Consider the following 17145-nt stretch of genomic DNA (forward strand, 5'->3'; position numbering starts at 1 on the left):
TTGTCGCCCTACAGCGGAATGTTCCCATGCTTTTTCTTCGGCAGCACGTCCACTTTGTTTTCCAGCATAGCAAAAGCACGAATGAGTTTTTCGCGTGTCTGAGCAGGATAGATAACCTCATCTACGTAGCCGCGCTGGGCAGCGCGGTAGGGGTTTGCAAATTTTTGGGTGTATTCCTCCACTTTTTCCTGCAGTTTCGCTGCCGGGTCATCAGCTTCGGCGATTTCCTTTTTGAAAATAATCTCCGCCGCACCGCTCGCGCCCATTACCGCGATTTCGGCCGTAGGCCAGGCGTAGTTCATGTCAGCGCCAATGTGCTTGGAATTCATCACGTCATAGGCGCCCCCGTAGGCCTTACGGGTAATGACCGTGATGCGCGGCACAGTGGCTTCGCAAAAAGCATAAAGCAGTTTGGCTCCGTTGGTGATGATGGCGTTCCACTCCTGGTCGGTGCCGGGCAGAAAACCGGGGACATCTTCCAGCACCAGTAGCGGGATATTGAAGCTGTCGCAAAACCTTACAAACCGAGCCGCTTTCTGGCTGGCGTTGATATCTAAAACTCCGGCCAGAACGGCGGGTTGATTTGCCACAATGCCGATGCTCCTTCCCGCCAACCTGGCAAAGCCCACCACAATGTTCTCGGCAAAGTACTTGTGGACTTCAAAGAAGCTGCCCGCATCGGCTATTTCCTCGATTACCTCGCGAATGTCGTAGGGCTGATTGGGATTTTCCGGAATGATGTCGTCCAGGACGGGGCGGGTCTCGTCAGTAATTTCATAGGGAAGATGCGGCGCCTCGTCCTCACAATTTTGCGGAATATAGCTAAGCAACTTCTTCAGGTACTCGATGCACTGCACCTCATTGGCTGCCACAAAATGCGTCACGCCCGATTTGGTGGCATGGGTCATGGCACCGCCAAGTTCTTCAGAAGTAACCTCCTCATGGGTGACAGTCTTGACCACGTTTGGCCCCGTCACAAACATATAGCTGGTGTTTTCGACCATCATGATAAAGTCGGTGATCGCCGGAGAGTACACCGCCCCACCTGCGCAAGGGCCCATTACGGCCGAAATCTGGGGGATAACGCCCGAGGCCAGGGTGTTTTTATAAAAAATATCAGCATAGCCCGCCAGCGACACTACGCCCTCCTGAATCCTGGCCCCGCCCGAGTCATTAAGACCTACCACCGGCGCGCCGTTCTTCATGGCCATATCCATGATTTTGATGATTTTTTCGGCGTGGGTTTCGGACAGGGAACCGCCAAAAACGGTGAAATCCTGCGCAAAGACATAGGTCAGCCGCCCAGCTACGGTACCGTAGCCCGTTATCACGCCATCGCCAAGGTAATGTTCTTTGTCGAGGCCAAAATCTTTGGCGCGATGTGTGACAAATTTGCCAATTTCTTCAAACGAACCTTCGTCCATTAGCAACTCGACGCGCTCGCGGGCGGTGAGTTTTCCTTTGCTGTGTTGCGAGTCGATCCGCTTTTCGCCACCACCCAGCAGGGCTTCGGCATTCTTTCTCTCTAAAACTTCGGTTCCTTTCATCGTCGCGGCGGGCGTTTTCATATTCCTTATTTCAATCGTACTTTTACTTTTACAACCTCGAAAACAGTATTACGGGCAATTTACGGAAACGATATAGGATTGCAAGAGCAGGGTCAGGCAAGTGCCGGAGATGCCGAATAATGTTTTGGCTCTTGTCGGGGGTACTTGGCACAACATGCGTTGCCCAGCCGACGGGTGGGCGCACCGGCCTTGGATTCCTGCAAATGCCCGCCGATGCCCGGCAGGCCGCGCTGGGATCGCGTCATTTCACTCTATCTGGTTCGGAGGCTACGCTTTTCATTCAGAATCCCGCCCTACTGGATAGCGCCAAATCTAAAAATCTCGCGCTGTCAATCATGCCTTACCTTGCCGATACGCGGCTGGTGAATGTAGCCTACACCCAAGCGTTCAAAAAAATAAAAGGGGTTTGGGGTGGGGGACTCCAGTACCTTGACTACGGCACACTCACTCAAACCGACGACTTGGGTAATCCCATCGGTGAGTTCCGGGCGTCGGATTACGCCCTGTCGGTAGGTTACGGAAACACCATTCAGAACATCACCATTGGCGGCTCCCTGAAAATGGTAGGCTCGTCGCTTGAAAGCTACCGGCTTTGGGGGCTGGCCCTGGATTGGGGCGCTGTGTTCAAGCATCCCAGGCGCGATCTGACTGCCGGATTTGTGGTCAAAAACCTGGGTGTTCTGCGGCAAAACTATGCGGGCCATGACGCCCCCCCGCTGCCCTTCGACGTGCGGGTGGGCGTGACTTTCAAGCCTGAGTACATGCCGCTTCGTTTTTCGTTGACGGCGCATCACCTCAACGCCTTTGATCAGGTTTATAATGATCCAGCCCTGTTTTTTGATTTTGATAACAACGGCAACCGGGTACCACGGAAAATCCCTGTTCCCGAAAAGCTGCTGCGTCACCTAACGGTAGGCGCGGAGATTTTGATTCACCCGAAATGTAGGCTGATGGTGGGGTATGATCATCTGGTCAGGCAGGAACTACAATTGCAGGAAAGGGTAGGCCTGTCAGGTATTTCGTTTGGCGGATGGTTGAAAATCAAACGTTTTGAATTCAGCTACGGACGCTCGCAACTTCTGACCGGACTAGGGGTAAGTACCTTTGGAATGAATGTCAGTCTGCAAAAATGACGGGATTTTGAGGTGGGTATGGTTGTTTTGAATTGTCTACCCTTTTGCTTGGCCTTTCTTCTGTAAAGACAAGAAATAAATCAAGGAAAGCGAGTATCGCTACTCTCCTTTTGTATCACCTGAATGAAAACCGTTGGCCAGAGGCCGAACGCCGATAGTTAAAAAATGACTGAACACTTAGAGAAACTCACCCCCCGGCAGATTGTGGCCGAACTGGATCAATACATCATCGGGCAGCACGACGCCAAGCGCAACGTGGCCATAGCCCTGCGCAACCGCTGGCGGCGGATGAACAGCCCCGAGGATATGCAGAATGAAATTATTCCCAACAATATATTGATGATTGGCGCGACGGGCGTCGGCAAGACAGAGATTGCCCGGCGGCTGGCCAAGATCGCCGACGCGCCTTTTGTGAAGGTGGAGGCCTCCAAGTTCACCGAAGTAGGGTATGTAGGTCGTGACGTGGAAAGCATGGTGCGCGATCTGGTGGAACAATCCGTTGGGATGGTAAAGGCTCAAAAGAAAGAGGAAGTCAAAATCCGGGCCGAGCAACTGGTTGAGGATGCCATCCTGGACATATTGATTCCGCCGATGCACTCGCCGGGTAACTCAGGTGTGGGGTTCGAAAACGGCAATGCAAATTCCAACGCCATGCCCGACAGCGACCAGGAGCTTAATCAGCGTACGCGGGAGCGTTTCCGGGAGAAAATCCGCAACGGCGAACTGGACGACCGCAAGATTGAAATTGAAGTCCAGCAAAGCGGCGGCCCCAACGTTGGCATGATCGGCGGGGCGATCGACGACGTTTCCATGATGAACATTCAGGAAATGATTGGGAATATGATGCCGAGTAAAGGCAAAAAGCGCAAGGTGACCGTGGCCGAAGCCAAGGTACTTTTGCTGGAAGAAGAAGCCTCCAAGCTGATCGACATGGACGAGGTAAAGTCCGAAGCCATCCAAAAAGCGGAGAATCTGGGTATCATCTTTATCGACGAAATCGACAAGGTAGCTACCAGTCGTTCGGGTGGGGGCGGCGGTCCTGATGTCAGTCGCGAGGGCGTTCAGCGCGATCTGCTGCCGATCGTGGAAGGCAGCGCTGTCAATACCAAGCACGGCATTGTCAATACGGACCACATTCTGTTCATTGCTGCCGGAGCATTCCACGTTGCCAAACCTTCGGATCTCATTCCGGAATTACAGGGTCGTTTTCCGATTCGGGTGGAGTTGCAAAGCCTCACGCAGGATGATTTTTACCAGATCCTGAGGACGCCCAAAAATGCGCTTACCAAGCAGTATGTGGCAATGATGGAAACAGAAGGCGTAGCTTTGGAATTTGAAGAAGATGCCATTCGTGAAATCGCCAAGATTGCCTTCGACGTGAACAGTGAGGTAGAAAACATCGGTGCCCGCCGCCTGCAGACAGTCATGAGTTCGCTTCTCAACGATTTCATGTACGACATCCCCGATGTCATTGGCCCCGATTCCCTGGTGACCGTGACGAAAGAACTGGTAGAAGATAAACTCTCGAAACTGGTGCAGAACCGGGATCTGAGTCAGTTTATTCTTTAATTTGGAATGAATGATAGAATGAGAGAATAGGCGTCAGTCGGCGGAAGCAATATTCTCTCATTCTATTATTAATAATAAAGCCACTCCAACGCTTTTGGAAATTCCTCGCCCCAGCGGGCTTCGGTATGTTTGCCGAAGGGATCGATCTGGAGATTGAGGTGGACGCGGTCATAGCCGTAGCCCTGTTTTTCCAACGTTTCGTAGAGTGATTCGAGGTTCTTGACCATGTTGGCTCCCTCCCGCTCACCCCCGTAAAGGTACATCCGGCTTTCGAAGGGCTCAAAGAAGTGAATGGCGTCGAAATAGATCCGGGGCGAAAGCCAAAGCGAGGGTGAAAAAATCATCAACTTACTGAAAACCAGCGGGTGCATCAATCCGGCGTAAGCTGCCAGTAAGCCGCCCAGCGAACTTCCTCCAATGCCCGTGTTCAGGCGGTCGGGCAGAGTGCGGTACTTCGTATCTATTTCCGGTTTCAATGTCCTGGTAATGAATTTCAGAAATTCCCGGCCCTTTCCTTTCCCGTGACGTTTGGTATCATAGGGTGAAAACTCGTGAATGCGCTCTTTGTCGCCGTGATCAATGGCGATAATGATAACGTCGCCCCGTTCGCGGGACGACAGGACCGCGAGCTTGCGGTCGATGCTCCAGTTGCCGTAGGACGAGCCTTCACCAAACAGATTCTGCGCGTCGGTGAGGTAGAGCGTCGGGTAGTGGCGTTCGGGCTGGTCATAGTAATTGTGTGGCAGAAGTACCTGAATCCGCCGGTTGGTAGCGAGTTGCGGTATATCGTAGGAGTCAGACAACAGCTCGGTAATTGGCATCAGGTCGTCGTTCAGTGATACGCCTTCCTCGCGCCAATGCGGCACGAAGTCCTGCACGACTTCCACTTGTCCGGGTCTGGCCGATCGGTTGATTGGCGCTGTTCCCTCACTGTCTAGTTCGACGTGGTCCCAGCCACCTTTGGTGTATTTGTATTCCAGATTTTCAGGAAGTTCCATGTCGGCGGGGAAGGCATACTCATAGCAGCCAGGCGCGACTTGCTCCATCTGGAACTGGTCGATATTCCCAATCCAATCACAAAAATTGCCCGACACATAGATCGGGCGGTCATCGATAACGGAGGTGGTAAGCTGTAATTTTAATGTTTTAGCGTGTGCTTGTACAGTTGCATTCATACTTTATTTTTTGGTCCTACTACACCAATATTAACTATTTTAATCAAAAAAGAAAAGTCAGAGCGTGCCTTTACGTGTCAGATCGACAAATTGAAAGGCATATTCGTGTCGTTCATCTGCCACGCGTTCAGTGTGGGATTCTACCGTCCAATCATCCTCGTCGGGAATTTTAAAGAAAGTATCGCCATCCACGTTTGCCAGCACGCGCGTCAAATAAATTTTTTCCGCCAGGTTCTTCCCCAGCGCTTCCCGGTAAATCTCCCCGCCTCCGATGACAAAGGCTTCCTCTGATTCCTGCCGGCGGGCGGTTTCTATGGCCAATTCCAGTGAATTCACTACCAAAACCCCCTCGGCTTTGTAGCTAGGCGATCGGGTTATGACGATTGAAGTGCGCCCGGGCAACGGCTTGCCAATGGACTCGTACGTTTTACGCCCCATGATAATCGGGTGGCCAAGCGTCAGTTGCTTGAAACGTTTCAGGTCATCGGGGAGGCGCCAGAGAAGTTGATTTTCTTTGCCGATTACCCCATTTTCGGCAGCGGCCACAATTAAAGATATTTTCATTTTCTTTTGCTCACCTGGTGAGCATTAAAATCCCGGCTTTATCGTCGTTTGCCGGATGCTTTTATTTATTAGGGTAGTTGACCTGGCCGTGCGACCCCGTCGGTTTGAGAAGTTAAAACTTGTAGCCCCGCAGAAGTTCGTCGATTTTCATGCGCCGCTTGCCCTCCAACTGTAATTCCTGCACCGACACCCAGGCATCGGTGGCGAGAAAATGAAGAAAGGTTTTCTGGTCGGTACGGTACGTTCCGGGTTCTGTTGCAGTATCAGGCAATTCATGTTCAACCACTGAAACCTCGAAAAGTTTGCAATTCAAGCCGTTTAGCGTCGTCCAGGCTGCCGGGTAGGGCGAAAGCCCCCGCACAAAGTCCCGGATGCTTTCGGCCGGACGATTCCAGTCGATCTCACAGTTTTCGCGGAATAGCTTGGGCGCCTCTTTCCCCTTATTCATCGGGGGTTGCGGAATCTGCGGGTAGTTTCCTGCCGCGATGGCACGTACTGTGCGCAGGACAAGTTGTGATCCTTTTTCCATCAGTCGTTCGTACAGCGAGCCCGCCGTGTCGTCGGGGGTAATGGGTTCTTTTTCCTGAAAAATAATTTTCCCGGTATCTATTTCTTTCTCGATAAAAAATGTCGTCAGCCCCGTTTCGGATTCGCCGTTCATAATCGCCCAGTTGATCGGGGCCGCGCCCCGGTAGTCGGGCAGCAGGGAGGCGTGCAGATTGAAAGTACCCAGCCCCGGCATATTCCACACCAGTTCAGGGAGCATTCTGAAGGCCACCACCACCTGCAGATCGGCATGAAACGAGCGCAGCGTTTCTAGAAACTCCGGATTTTTTAGTTTCTCCGGTTGTAGTACCGGAATGTTTTGGGTTACGGCATACTGCTTCACGGGCGATTCATTCAATCTCTGACCCCGGCCCGCCGGGCGGTCGGGAGCCGTAATGACCGCCACGACTTCACAGCCATTTTCTACCAGTACTTGCAAGCTGGGAACGGCAAACTCAGGCGTTCCCATGAAAATGATTCTTAGCGATTCAGGCATTTCTAAAATGAACAATTAATAATGAAAAACGGACAATGCCAACCTGATAGTTGCATTGAATTTTTTAAATGGCTTGGAACAAAATGACAACTACCGCCTCAACTCCTGAACTGAGAGATAATCTTCTCGGCTTAGTGCTTTTCCCGACTCATTCGCTGCGCAATTGAGCTGACGATGAGTAGTTGAGAGGCATGGTATAACAAAATGGGCAGTAGCAAAATACCCGCGCTGGGAAGACCCGCGAAAAGTACTTTCGACATGACAGCCCCCTGCACCAGCGATTTTTTGGAACCACAGAACGAAGCCGTGATATGCTCTTCCCGGCTAAACCTGAACAGCTTGCCAACAAAGGTTGTGATGCCGTAAATAAGAAAAAACAGCACCACCATGCCTGTCCAGAGTAGCAGAAGCTCCTGCCAGCCCAATAGCGAAAATACCCCGCTGTCAAACGATTCGCAAAAGCTGGTGTAGACGATGAGCAGTATCACGCCTTTGTCGAAATTTCCCAGTTGCTTACGGTACTTCTCGGCGAATGCCCCCCAAAACCGATGCAGGAGCATTCCCGCTACTACGGGCACCAAAACCTGTACGACCAGTTTCAGAACTACGTCCTCCATGTCGAAACTGGCCGAGGTGGTATTCATGAGAAGCCCCATCCACAGTGGCGTAATGAATACACCGAGCAGGCTGGACAGGCTGGCGTTGAAAATGGCGGCAGGAATGTTTCCCCCGGCCAATGATACCATTACCACGGCCGACGATACCGTTCCAGGCAGCGCTGCCAGGAAGAAAATGCCCAGCCAGAGGGTTTGCAGATCAGGATTTTGAAATAAAGGCTTGATGGCCAATATTATCAACGGAAAAAGCAGGAACGTTGTGGTATGAATCAGCAAGTGCAGGCGAGGATTGCTGAGGCCGGTGCGCAATTGACCCAGATTGAGTTTCAATCCGTAAAAGAAAAAAATGACGGACACCCCGTAGCCGGCTATGGTGCCCAATGGCACCGGGGATGAAGCGGTACCCGGAAACGGCCAAAGCCACGCCAGAAAAACTACCGTGATCAGCGCCAGAATGAAACCATCCAGACCCGCTCTCTGGGCTGCTGACCAAAATGTTTTGGTAGTTGAAGGCGATGGTTGCGACACGTTGGCAGATGAAGGTTGGAAGAAAGCAAAGCAAGCAAAATTATGACCGGAAAAGAAATTCTCTCCCTTACGAACGCCCAAATTTGCCTTTATTTGCCCTTCAAAACTCCCGGATGTCAATTCACCCGCCGCAGGAAATGTCATTAAGTACCCTCTACCACGCTTTCTTCTTATGGCTTGACCGCCGACTCGACGGACCCAACTGGTTGTGGAAACTGACCCTCGCAAGTGTGGCTGTTTCGGTGTTTCTGGCGTTTCCGGCTTACTCGCTGCTTTATGGCCACCTGAATGATACCCTCACGATCGACGCCTGGGATTTCATAGAAATCCAGGCCCAGGATCTCCTGCATCCGACCAAATTAGACTATTACATCCGGCGCGAGAACATGATCTTCCGCTGGTTTCTTCCCGCCCTATCCTGGCTGACGGGCCATAATATCGTGCTTATTATTATCATTCAGGCGGTATTGGGCATAGGCTTCATCTACCTTTCGGCCAGCCTGTATTTCAGTTTTTCAAAAGACAAAATCCAGACGGCCCTATTTACCCTCGCGATCGCCAATCTGCTGGTGGGGTCGTTTGGCTTCGTAGATGTCATTGGCTACGGCGATGGCTTCGCGTGTTTTTTTCTGATGGTTTGTCTTGTCACCCGGCAGCCAGTCCTGTTTTCGCTTAGCCTACTGTTGTCTTTTCTGGTAGACGAGCGGTCGTTGATGGCCGCAGGGTTCGTATGCCTGTGGTGGATTGCCAAAGAATATATGGCGCAGGACGACACCAAGCGCGATGGAATCGGTAAGTTTTTCAGGGCCACTTTGAAAAGTCCGGCCTGGCTGGTGGTAGTTTGCTGGGCGGTCTATCTGGCCGGACGCACCTATGTCCGTCTCCGGTACTTCCCCGACCACACTTACTCCTCGATGGGAACGCCCGTGCTGTTTGCCGATGCCCACCGTTTCGGCTTGGGGAGCAGCCTTTGGACGGCCTTCGAGGGAATGTGGATACTCATCGGTGCGGCTTTCCTGCTACTCTGGTACTGTGGCCGCCGCTTTTTGTTGCTGGCCCTCATTATCGGGATGCTGGTTCTTATCACGTCCGTGGTTTTCGTTCACGATATCGACCGCGCTATGTCCTATGCTTTCCCGATTTTCTTTATTTCCGGGTTGATACTGGTCAAAACAGTCCCTATTAGCGAACAACGCTTGCTTCTGTTTTTTGTAGCGCTCATTTGCGTGATTCACCCCCTTCTTTACACGATGGGCTACGACAAAATCATCTGGGTGGAGCCTTTTCCCATGCGGATAGCGATGCTCGTCGACCGGCTTATGGGCTGGGGATATTTTGATGATCCGCTGCATTTAGAATGACGTACTAAAAATCGTTAAATTTGCCATCTTTTTTAGTTCAGCGTTCCGGGTATGCAGGTCCACGGGCCTTTGCTCTGAATGGTGAACTTTGAACCGCCAGGTGGCTTTGTTTGAAACAATAATGAAATATCAGGAATACAAAAACCTCAGTTACCCACAGATTGCCGACGAAGTACTCGACTTCTGGAAGGAAAACAAAACCTTTGAGGCTTCGGTCGCTATCCGTGAGGGGCAACCCACCTTTACTTTCTACGAAGGGCCGCCTTCGGCCAACGGCGCACCGGGCATCCACCACGTGATGGCCCGGACGATCAAGGATATTTTCTGCCGGTACAAAACCCTGCGCGGTTTTCAGGTAAAGCGCAAAGGCGGCTGGGACACGCACGGTCTTCCCATCGAGTTGCAGGTGGAGAAAGAACTGGGCATCACGAAGGAAGATATCGGTACCAAAATCAGCATCGAGGAGTACAATGCCAAATGCCGCGAAACGGTGATGCGTTTCACCAGCCAATGGAACGACCTGACCGAGAAAATGGGGTACTGGGTGGACCTGGAAGATCCCTACGTCACCTACGAGAATAACTACATCGAGAGCCTGTGGAATCTGCTCAAAAAATTATACGACAAGGGACTGCTCTATAAGGGCTACACGATCCAACCGTATAGCCCGGCCGCGGGAACGGGGCTTTCGTCGCACGAGCTGAACATGCCCGGTACCTACAAAGAACTGAAAGACACCACGATCGTCGCGATGTTCAAAGTCAAGGCCGCCGATACCCATTCCGTTTTCAAAGATTTCAGTCAGGAAGATGTTCGCATCCTGGCTTGGACAACTACCCCCTGGACTTTGCCCGCCAACTCGGCCCTGACCGTCGGTGCGAACATCGACTATGTTCTGGTAAAAACCTTTAACCCGTACACCTACGATCCGGTGAGTGTAGTGCTGGCGAAAGATTTGGTGAGCCAGTTTTTCTCAGAAAAGGGCAGGGACGGTGATTTTGAAGGCTACGGTGAAAGCGACAAAAAAATATTGCCTTGGCAGGTACTTGCGGAGTTCAAAGGTAAAGATCTGGAAGGCATCGAGTACGAGCAACTGCTGCCTTATGTCCAACCCAAGACCCCTGCATTCCGAGTGATTTTGGGTGATTTTGTTACGACCGAAGACGGCACGGGCGTGGTACATACTTCGCCGACTTTTGGTGCGGACGACTTCCGCGTGGCGCAGGCCAACGGCATTCCACCGATTATGGTGCAGGACGAAAACGGCAAGGATGTACCCATCGTGGACCGTCAGGGCCGTTTTGTGCAGGAGATCGGGGAGTTTGGCGGGCGCTACGTGAAGCCGGAGTACTATTCCGATGAAGAACAGGCCGATCCTGATTTCAAACCAACGGACGTGCTGATCGCCATAAAGTTAAAGGAAGAAGGCAAGGCGTTCAAGGTCGAAAAATACGAACACCCCTACCCGCACTGCTGGCGTACCGACAAGCCCGTGCTGTACTACCCGCTCGACAGCTGGTTTATCCGCACTACGGCCATGAAGGAAAAGCTGGTGGCCCTGAACAAAACCATCAACTGGCAACCCGAAAGTACCGGAACCGGGCGCTTTGGCAACTGGCTGGAAAATCTGGTGGACTGGAACCTGTCGCGCTCCCGGTACTGGGGCACGCCGCTGCCAATCTGGCGCAGCGAGCAGGGTGAGGAAGTTTGTATCGGTTCGGTCGAGGAATTGGTAAACCTTTGTCAGGTTGCCAATGGGAAAATGCGCGAATGGACACTGGAAGGAAAAACGGGCTACGAGGATTATATCCAGAAAAACGACGCCTTCCTGCAAGCCAGTCTTGAACAAAAGCTTGATTTGCATCGCCCGTTTGTGGACGAGGTTTTTCTGATTTCGGAGTCAGGGCAACTCATGCAGCGCGAAGCCGACCTCATCGATGTGTGGTTCGACTCGGGCGCAATGCCCTACGCGCAATGGCACTATCCCTTCGAGAATCACGAGATTTTCAATGAGAGCTTTCCCGCCGATTTTATCAGCGAAGGTGTGGACCAAACCCGCGGCTGGTTCTTCACGCTGCACGCCATCGCCGGCATGCTGTTCGACTCGGTGGCCTTTAAGAACGTCGTTTCGACGGGACTGGTTTTGGATAAAAACGGCAACAAGATGTCCAAACGCCTGGGCAATGCCGTGAATCCTTTCGAAACCCTGGCTACTTACGGACCGGACGCCACGCGCTGGTACCTGATTACCAACGCCGAGCCCTGGGATAATCTCAAATTCAACATCGACGGTATCGGGGAAGTCCAACGTAAATTCTTTGGTACTTTATCGAATACCTACAACTTCTTTGCGCTGTACGCCAATCTAGATGGCTATCAGATCAATCAGTTTGACCGGATCCCCCACGAAAAACTACCGGAACTGGATCGTTGGATTTTGTCCAAACTGAATACGCTGGTGAAGGAAGTCGGCGAACAATTTGAAAACTACAACCCCACGAAGGCCGGGCGATTGGTGCAGGATTTTGTCTGTGACCAGTTGTCCAACTGGTACGTACGGTTGTCGCGACGGCGCTTCTGGACGGGTAGCACGGGCAGTGGTCAACTCACGCCCGACAAACAAGCCGCCTACGAAACCTTGCAGCATTGTCTGTCGGCAGTGGCGCAGTTGATGTCGCCCATTGCACCATTCTTCGGCGACTGGCTTTATAAGAATCTGACAGATGCTACGCGGCAGGAATCGGTCGCTGGCAATACGCCCTTCCAACACGAATCGGTTCATCTCACCAACTGGCACCCCGTGGAATACGACTGGATCGACCTCGATCTGGAAGAGTCCATGCAGCTGGCGCAGGATATCAGTTCGCTGGTGCACTCATTACGCAAGGGCCACAAAATCAAGGTGCGGCAGCCGTTGTCCAAAATCCTTATTCCGGTGCTGAGTGAAAAAACGCGCCGCCAAATCGAAAATGTCGCACCGATTATCTTGTCAGAAGTCAATATCAAAACTGTCGAGTTCGTAAGCGACGACAGCGGGATTTTGAAAAAGAAGATCAAGCCCAACTTCAAAGCTCTGGGACCAAAATTCGGTCCGCGTATGAAGGAAGTAGCGGCCGCTATCTCAAAAATGAGCGAGGAAGACATCAAGGTACTTGAGCGAGACAATGAATTCCCGCTGGCGCTCGCAAGTTCTGACGCGCCGACTTTCATTACGCTGCACGAAGTGGAAATCACCGCTGAAGACGTACCCGGCTGGCTCGTGGCCAGCGAAGACGGCCTGACCGTGGCCCTGGACGTCACCGTTACCGAAGATCTGCGCAAAGAAGGCATCGCCCGCGACTTCGTCAACCGCATCCAGAATCTGCGCAAAGACAGTGGCTTCGACGTAACGGATAAGATTCAAATTACCCTGCAAAACGATGATGCTACGCTCACCGAGGCTGTTGCGTCTCAGCGCGAGTACATCTGTCAGGAAGTACAGGCCGTAGGCCTGGAACTGGTACCCGACCTGAACGGCGCGGCGACGGAGATCGAGATGGATGAGTTTTTGCTGAAGGTGAAAGTGGAGGTAGTATAGGGCTTCCGGCAATCGGCTCTGCTTTTTACGAAAAGAGAGACTATGCAAAATGCATAGTCCCTCTTTTAATTTGCCGATAGCCGATAGCCGATAGCCGATAGCCGATAGCCGATAGCCGATAGCCAGATTACCACTTCATTACCTTCGCCTCCTGCAACCAGGTCAGCGGATTCTCGGGCTGGGGAAGATAAGCACTATCCAGCCGCAGAAACATCATGTGAACGTGCGTCGGGGAGCGTTCTTTATAAGCATTGAGGCCCGTACGGCCTATTTCACCCAGCTTTTGACCCGCTTTGACTAGTTGTCCCGGCAGTACATTCACCTGATTGTTATGGGCGTAATAAAAAAGTCCGTTCAGGCAGGGATCATACACCCAGATGTACTTGCCACCGCGCAGTTCGCTGCCCGGCTGCCAGGTCGTGTCGGTGGCCAGTACGACTCCTCCGCTGAACGAAAGCAAATCCACTGGCTGGCAAAGACGGTCGTCGAGGTTATCCTGATTGCCATCCCGGATGAAAAGGTCATGAGCGGGGTGGCTGCCCTGCACGTCCATGTCAAAAAGGTTAAAATTCTTGGCGCGATAGCCGCGTCCTCTCCCGCCGATCGAGTACTTGGGCAGGTAGCCACGCACCGGGTACACGAAACCTGCGCCACCTGAGCCCCGGCAGGAATCTAGTTCGGTCATCGTCTGCCGTATATTCATCATCACTATCTGAAATGCCCGCGAGGCCGAGTCGGGGCTGATGTTGCACTCGCGTATATCTACCTGAAGCCGATCGAACTGCTGGCAGAAGCCAACCAGCTGCTCCGAAGGTGTCGGCTTCGGTTCTTTAACATTCCATCCCATCAAGGCCATGATGACCGAAAGGGCCAGCAAGCTATTTAGTGTCTTCTTCCAAATCATAGATTCTCTCTTCCCGATCTTGTCATATAATTAAATGGATGCGGCATTGTATCAAAGTCGATCTGCAAAAAATGTGCCTCGTACCTGTTGACCCGAAAGGCATTGTGCGGTGGATTTTGTCGATTATAATTTCCCGATTCTTTGATTTGCGGTTTTTACCAAATATAGGAAATTTTCCTCAAAATGCTTTTCAAGCCATATTTCCTTTAATTTGTGTCTTTCAACATTCATTTAAATACCGAGATAGCGATGGAATACCGAAGATTTGGCCGTACTGACTGGAAAGTGAGCGAGATAGGCTACGGCATGTGGGGGCTGGCGGGCTGGACGGGCTCCGATATTGAAGAAGTGAATGCTTCCCTTGACCTCGCCGTGGAGCTGGGCTGTAATTTTTTCGACACCGCCTGGGGGTATGCCGAGGGCAAAAGCGAACAGATTCTGGGCGAGTTGATCAAGCGCAATCCTGACAAAAAACTATACGCCGCCACCAAGATTCCACCCAAAAACCGGACCTGGCCCTCGCGGGCGGAGTTCTCGCTGGACGAGGTATTTCCCACCGACTACATCGTAGAATATACCGAAAAGAGCCTGGCCAATCTGGGTGTCGAAACCATCGACCTCATGCAGTTTCACGTCTGGGAAGACCACTGGGCCGGGCGCGACGAGTGGAAAGAGGCAATTCAGAAACTCACGCAGGAGGGCAAGGTGAAAGCCTGGGGCATCAGTGTCAACCGCTGGGAGCCAGACAACTCACTGGAAACGATCAAAACCGGACTCATCGATGCCGTGCAGGTGATCTACAATATCTTTGACCAGAATCCCGAAGATCATCTCTTCCCGCTCTGTAAGAAGCATGATGTCGGCATCATCGCCCGCGTGCCTTTCGACGAAGGAACGCTGACGGGTACTTTTACCAAAGAAACTACCTTCCCCGAAAACGACTGGCGCTCGACCTACTTCGTCCCCGAAAACCTGAACAGCAGCGTAGAACACGCCGACGCGCTTAAGCCGCTCATCCCTGATGGTATGACCATGCCCGAAATGGCCTTGCGTTTCATCCTGGCCAACGACAATGTAGCCACCACGATCCCGGGTATGAGAAAACTACCACACGTCAAAGCAAACACGGCAGCCAGCGACGGGAAAACGCTGTCGAAAGATTTGTTAGATAAACTAAAACAGCACCGCTGGGACCGCGAGCCCACCGAATGGTCGCAGTAAAGAAAATGTGGTGCGGTCGGACCGGCAGCCGGTGCGCCAGTCCGGCCGTACTGCAATATGGGGTTTGCCATTCATCCCGATAATCTTCCGTTCGGGCCTTTTGATGCAACGTCAACCTCATGGCTTCCCTCTTTTGGGTAAATCATTCATAACAACCCAAAACTTCAATAGCCATGAAGAACGTAAAGAAAATGCTTGCCGTTGCCCTGTGCAGCCTGATGATGTTCCCTGCAGTCGCCTCAGACAACAACGTCGACAACCAGCAGAGAAAGCCCCATACCTTCGAGGTGGGAATGTACCGGGTGAAGGATTCGTTGAAGATGCGCCTGCTGCTGGAAAAGAAAGCGGGCGAAAAAGTGATGGTTCGTCTGCTCAATCCGCAGGGGCAGGTACTTCACGAGGAGGTCGTTGGTAAGCGGCAAGAGAAATATGGCCGCAACTTCGACTTCTCGCAGATTAAAGATGGGCGCTACACCATCGAAATCACCAATCGCGACGAAGTGGTCAAACGGTCGGTCAATCTGACAACGACCGACCTGGTTGAGACCCCCGCCCGGACGCTGGTTGCCCTCAACTAGGCCGGCCGTCCCCATCCGGCTTCCGCCCGGAATTTATCCTGAAATTTTGTTGCCACATCCTTCTCACCTTTTTCACCTTCCGGTGGAGGAGGTGAGAAGGGCATTTCGATCGTTGAGCTCAACTCACCCACTACTCCTAAACCCCTACCTCATGAAAAATATACTGATTCTCGGATTCACTACCCTATTCCTGTTTGCTACGGAGGCCGAAGCCCAGACGACAAACCGGAAAGATTTTCATAACCTGAAAGAACTACCTAACACGACCTTGCGTAAACTACTGCGTAAGTCAAAGCCCGGTGCCATCCACCCCGACAAAAGTCCCGGCCCTACCTTTGAAGTAGGTATGTATCGGATTCAAAAGTCGCTGAAGATGCGGTTGCTGCTGGAAAAGAAGCCAGGCAAAACGGTATCTGTCCGGCTGCTGGACCAGCAGGGGCATGTACTTCACGATGAAGTCGTTGGCAGGCAAATGCATAAATATGGCCGCAGCTTCGATTTTTCCCAAATGGAAGACGGCCGCTATACCCTTGAAATATCCGATGGAAAAGAGTTGATACAGAAGGATATCAAGCTCAATAGTGCCGAAGTGAAGGAAACGCCCAAGCGGACGCTGGTAGCGGAAAATCTGGAAGTGGCTGGAGATCCTGAAATTCGGCGGCAGTAGATTTTGCATTTCACCCAATGCCTGTCTGTAAAGGTTTTTCAGCAGACAGGGTCAGCACCGATCATGGGAAGGACGGTACCTGTGACCATCTGGTTTTTGGACTGATTTCTCTTTTACCTCACCCCGTTGCTGTTCAGAGTTCCAAACAGGTTGATCAGGCAAGTACTCAGGATAAAACAGCAGATGATTATTGATGCATTGATCAGCGCCCGTACAACCCATTTTTTTTCGCTGAAATCATGATTCAGGAGCCGGGTGATCAAAACTCCGGCTCCCATCAATATAAACCAGATTGTGAAAAGAAAAGAGGTACTTCCCCGAACCAGCAGCGTCACCAGATCGTGTAGCAAGCCACAAAAACAGAAGGTGATCAGCAATGATACTGATTTTAAGAAGTAGCGCCTGCTGGGTTTGAATACCTTCTGCCCGAGATAATAGCCAAATATCGGATTCCAGTAATTCCAGAAGGTTGAGAAATTTTTAGCCCCCAGAGAACGGGATAAATTGTTTCTCAGAGAATGGGAACTACCCATTGGTACTCCATTTCTTTTCCTTACATACTCAGCTAAGGTCACGAATCCGTGTAGGGTGAATGACTCGACTTACCGACAAAGTACCTGCTCCTGTACTCAGATGCCTCT

14 protein-coding genes are annotated in these 17145 nt (G+C 51.8%); 7 read left to right on the top strand and 7 right to left on the bottom strand.

The features are described from left to right. Positions 1-8: 8 nt before the first annotated feature. Positions 9-1568, bottom strand: a complete 1560-nt coding sequence (locus IE117_RS13865; protein ID WP_189565027.1) for an acyl-CoA carboxylase subunit beta — start codon at positions 1566-1568, stop codon at positions 9-11. A gap of 119 nt (positions 1569-1687) precedes the next feature. Between IE117_RS13865 and porQ the strand changes: the two genes are divergently transcribed. Both porQ and hslU read left to right on the top strand, forming a co-directional pair. After that, the gene (gene porQ, locus IE117_RS13870) at positions 1688-2701 is read left to right on the top strand and encodes a type IX secretion system protein PorQ (RefSeq protein ID WP_189565028.1); all 1014 of its coding nucleotides are present in this window, start codon (positions 1688-1690) and stop codon (positions 2699-2701) included. A gap of 165 nt (positions 2702-2866) precedes the next feature. Further along, positions 2867-4270, top strand: coding sequence for an ATP-dependent protease ATPase subunit HslU (gene hslU, locus IE117_RS13875; RefSeq protein ID WP_189565029.1), 1404 nt, complete (start codon positions 2867-2869; stop codon positions 4268-4270). Positions 4271-4338: 68 nt separating this feature from the next. Here the strand turns inward: hslU and IE117_RS13880 are convergent, their stop codons facing one another. The 4 genes from IE117_RS13880 to IE117_RS13895 form a co-directional block, all read right to left on the bottom strand. Further along, positions 4339-5445, bottom strand: a complete 1107-nt coding sequence (locus IE117_RS13880; RefSeq protein ID WP_189565030.1) for an alpha/beta hydrolase — start codon at positions 5443-5445, stop codon at positions 4339-4341. A 57-nt stretch (positions 5446-5502) separates the two neighbouring features. Further along, entirely contained in the window at positions 5503-6009 is a 507-nt protein-coding gene (locus IE117_RS13885; protein WP_189565031.1) for a dihydrofolate reductase, read from the bottom strand. A gap of 112 nt (positions 6010-6121) precedes the next feature. Continuing rightward, on the bottom strand, positions 6122-7051 hold the full coding sequence (gene fmt, locus IE117_RS13890) for a methionyl-tRNA formyltransferase (RefSeq protein ID WP_229580856.1): 930 nt from the start codon (positions 7049-7051) through the stop codon (positions 6122-6124). A gap of 131 nt (positions 7052-7182) precedes the next feature. Then, positions 7183-8196 carry a bile acid:sodium symporter family protein gene (locus IE117_RS13895; RefSeq protein ID WP_229580858.1) on the bottom strand — a complete coding sequence of 338 codons (1014 nt, stop codon included), beginning with the start codon at positions 8194-8196 and terminating at the stop codon, positions 7183-7185. Positions 8197-8309: 113 nt separating this feature from the next. Here IE117_RS13895 and IE117_RS13900 point away from each other — a divergent pair, with 113 nt between their 5' ends. Next, entirely contained in the window at positions 8310-9557 is a 1248-nt protein-coding gene (locus IE117_RS13900) for a hypothetical protein (protein WP_229580860.1), read from the top strand. A gap of 121 nt (positions 9558-9678) precedes the next feature. Then, positions 9679-13134, top strand: coding sequence for an isoleucine--tRNA ligase (gene ileS / locus IE117_RS13905; protein ID WP_189565034.1), 3456 nt, complete (start codon positions 9679-9681; stop codon positions 13132-13134). A gap of 127 nt (positions 13135-13261) precedes the next feature. On the opposite strand, the gene IE117_RS13910 is transcribed toward ileS, so the two are convergent. Beyond that, positions 13262-14038 (bottom strand): M23 family metallopeptidase, encoded by a 777-nt coding sequence (locus IE117_RS13910; RefSeq protein ID WP_229580862.1) that lies wholly within the window; start codon positions 14036-14038, stop codon positions 13262-13264. A gap of 249 nt (positions 14039-14287) precedes the next feature. On the opposite strand from IE117_RS13910, the gene IE117_RS13915 reads away from it, so the two are divergent. The 3 genes from IE117_RS13915 (at position 14288) to IE117_RS13925 (ending at position 16504) form a co-directional block, all read left to right on the top strand. Then, positions 14288-15259, top strand: coding sequence for an aldo/keto reductase (locus IE117_RS13915; protein WP_189565035.1), 972 nt, complete (start codon positions 14288-14290; stop codon positions 15257-15259). Between the two features lie 173 nt (positions 15260-15432). Continuing rightward, entirely contained in the window at positions 15433-15837 is a 405-nt protein-coding gene (locus IE117_RS13920; protein ID WP_189565036.1) for a T9SS type A sorting domain-containing protein, read from the top strand. A gap of 151 nt (positions 15838-15988) precedes the next feature. Next, entirely contained in the window at positions 15989-16504 is a 516-nt protein-coding gene (locus IE117_RS13925) for a hypothetical protein (RefSeq protein WP_189565037.1), read from the top strand. A 113-nt stretch (positions 16505-16617) separates the two neighbouring features. On the opposite strand, the gene IE117_RS26565 is transcribed toward IE117_RS13925, so the two are convergent. Continuing rightward, positions 16618-17037, bottom strand: a complete 420-nt coding sequence (locus IE117_RS26565; protein ID WP_189565038.1) for an MBOAT family O-acyltransferase — start codon at positions 17035-17037, stop codon at positions 16618-16620. Positions 17038-17145: the final 108 nt, after the last annotated feature.

Source organism: Persicitalea jodogahamensis, assembly GCF_014651615.1.
GTDB classification, from domain to species: Bacteria; Bacteroidota; Bacteroidia; order Cytophagales; family Spirosomataceae; genus Persicitalea; species Persicitalea jodogahamensis.

Coding starts and splice junctions, on each gene's coding strand:
- IE117_RS13865 (WP_189565027.1), bottom strand. CDS start 1,568: ATGAAAACGCCCGCCGCGACGATGAAAGGAACCGAAGTTTTAGAGAGA.
- porQ (WP_189565028.1), top strand. CDS start 1,688: ATGTTTTGGCTCTTGTCGGGGGTACTTGGCACAACATGCGTTGCCCAG.
- hslU (WP_189565029.1), top strand. CDS start 2,867: ATGACTGAACACTTAGAGAAACTCACCCCCCGGCAGATTGTGGCCGAA.
- IE117_RS13880 (WP_189565030.1), bottom strand. CDS start 5,445: ATGAATGCAACTGTACAAGCACACGCTAAAACATTAAAATTACAGCTT.
- IE117_RS13885 (WP_189565031.1), bottom strand. CDS start 6,009: ATGAAAATATCTTTAATTGTGGCCGCTGCCGAAAATGGGGTAATCGGC.
- fmt (WP_229580856.1), bottom strand. CDS start 7,051: ATGCCTGAATCGCTAAGAATCATTTTCATGGGAACGCCTGAGTTTGCC.
- IE117_RS13900 (WP_229580860.1), top strand. CDS start 8,310: ATGTCAATTCACCCGCCGCAGGAAATGTCATTAAGTACCCTCTACCAC.
- ileS (WP_189565034.1), top strand. CDS start 9,679: ATGAAATATCAGGAATACAAAAACCTCAGTTACCCACAGATTGCCGAC.
- IE117_RS13910 (WP_229580862.1), bottom strand. CDS start 14,038: ATGATTTGGAAGAAGACACTAAATAGCTTGCTGGCCCTTTCGGTCATC.
- IE117_RS13915 (WP_189565035.1), top strand. CDS start 14,288: ATGGAATACCGAAGATTTGGCCGTACTGACTGGAAAGTGAGCGAGATA.
- IE117_RS13920 (WP_189565036.1), top strand. CDS start 15,433: ATGAAGAACGTAAAGAAAATGCTTGCCGTTGCCCTGTGCAGCCTGATG.
- IE117_RS13925 (WP_189565037.1), top strand. CDS start 15,989: ATGAAAAATATACTGATTCTCGGATTCACTACCCTATTCCTGTTTGCT.
- IE117_RS26565 (WP_189565038.1), bottom strand. CDS start 17,037: ATGGGTAGTTCCCATTCTCTGAGAAACAATTTATCCCGTTCTCTGGGG.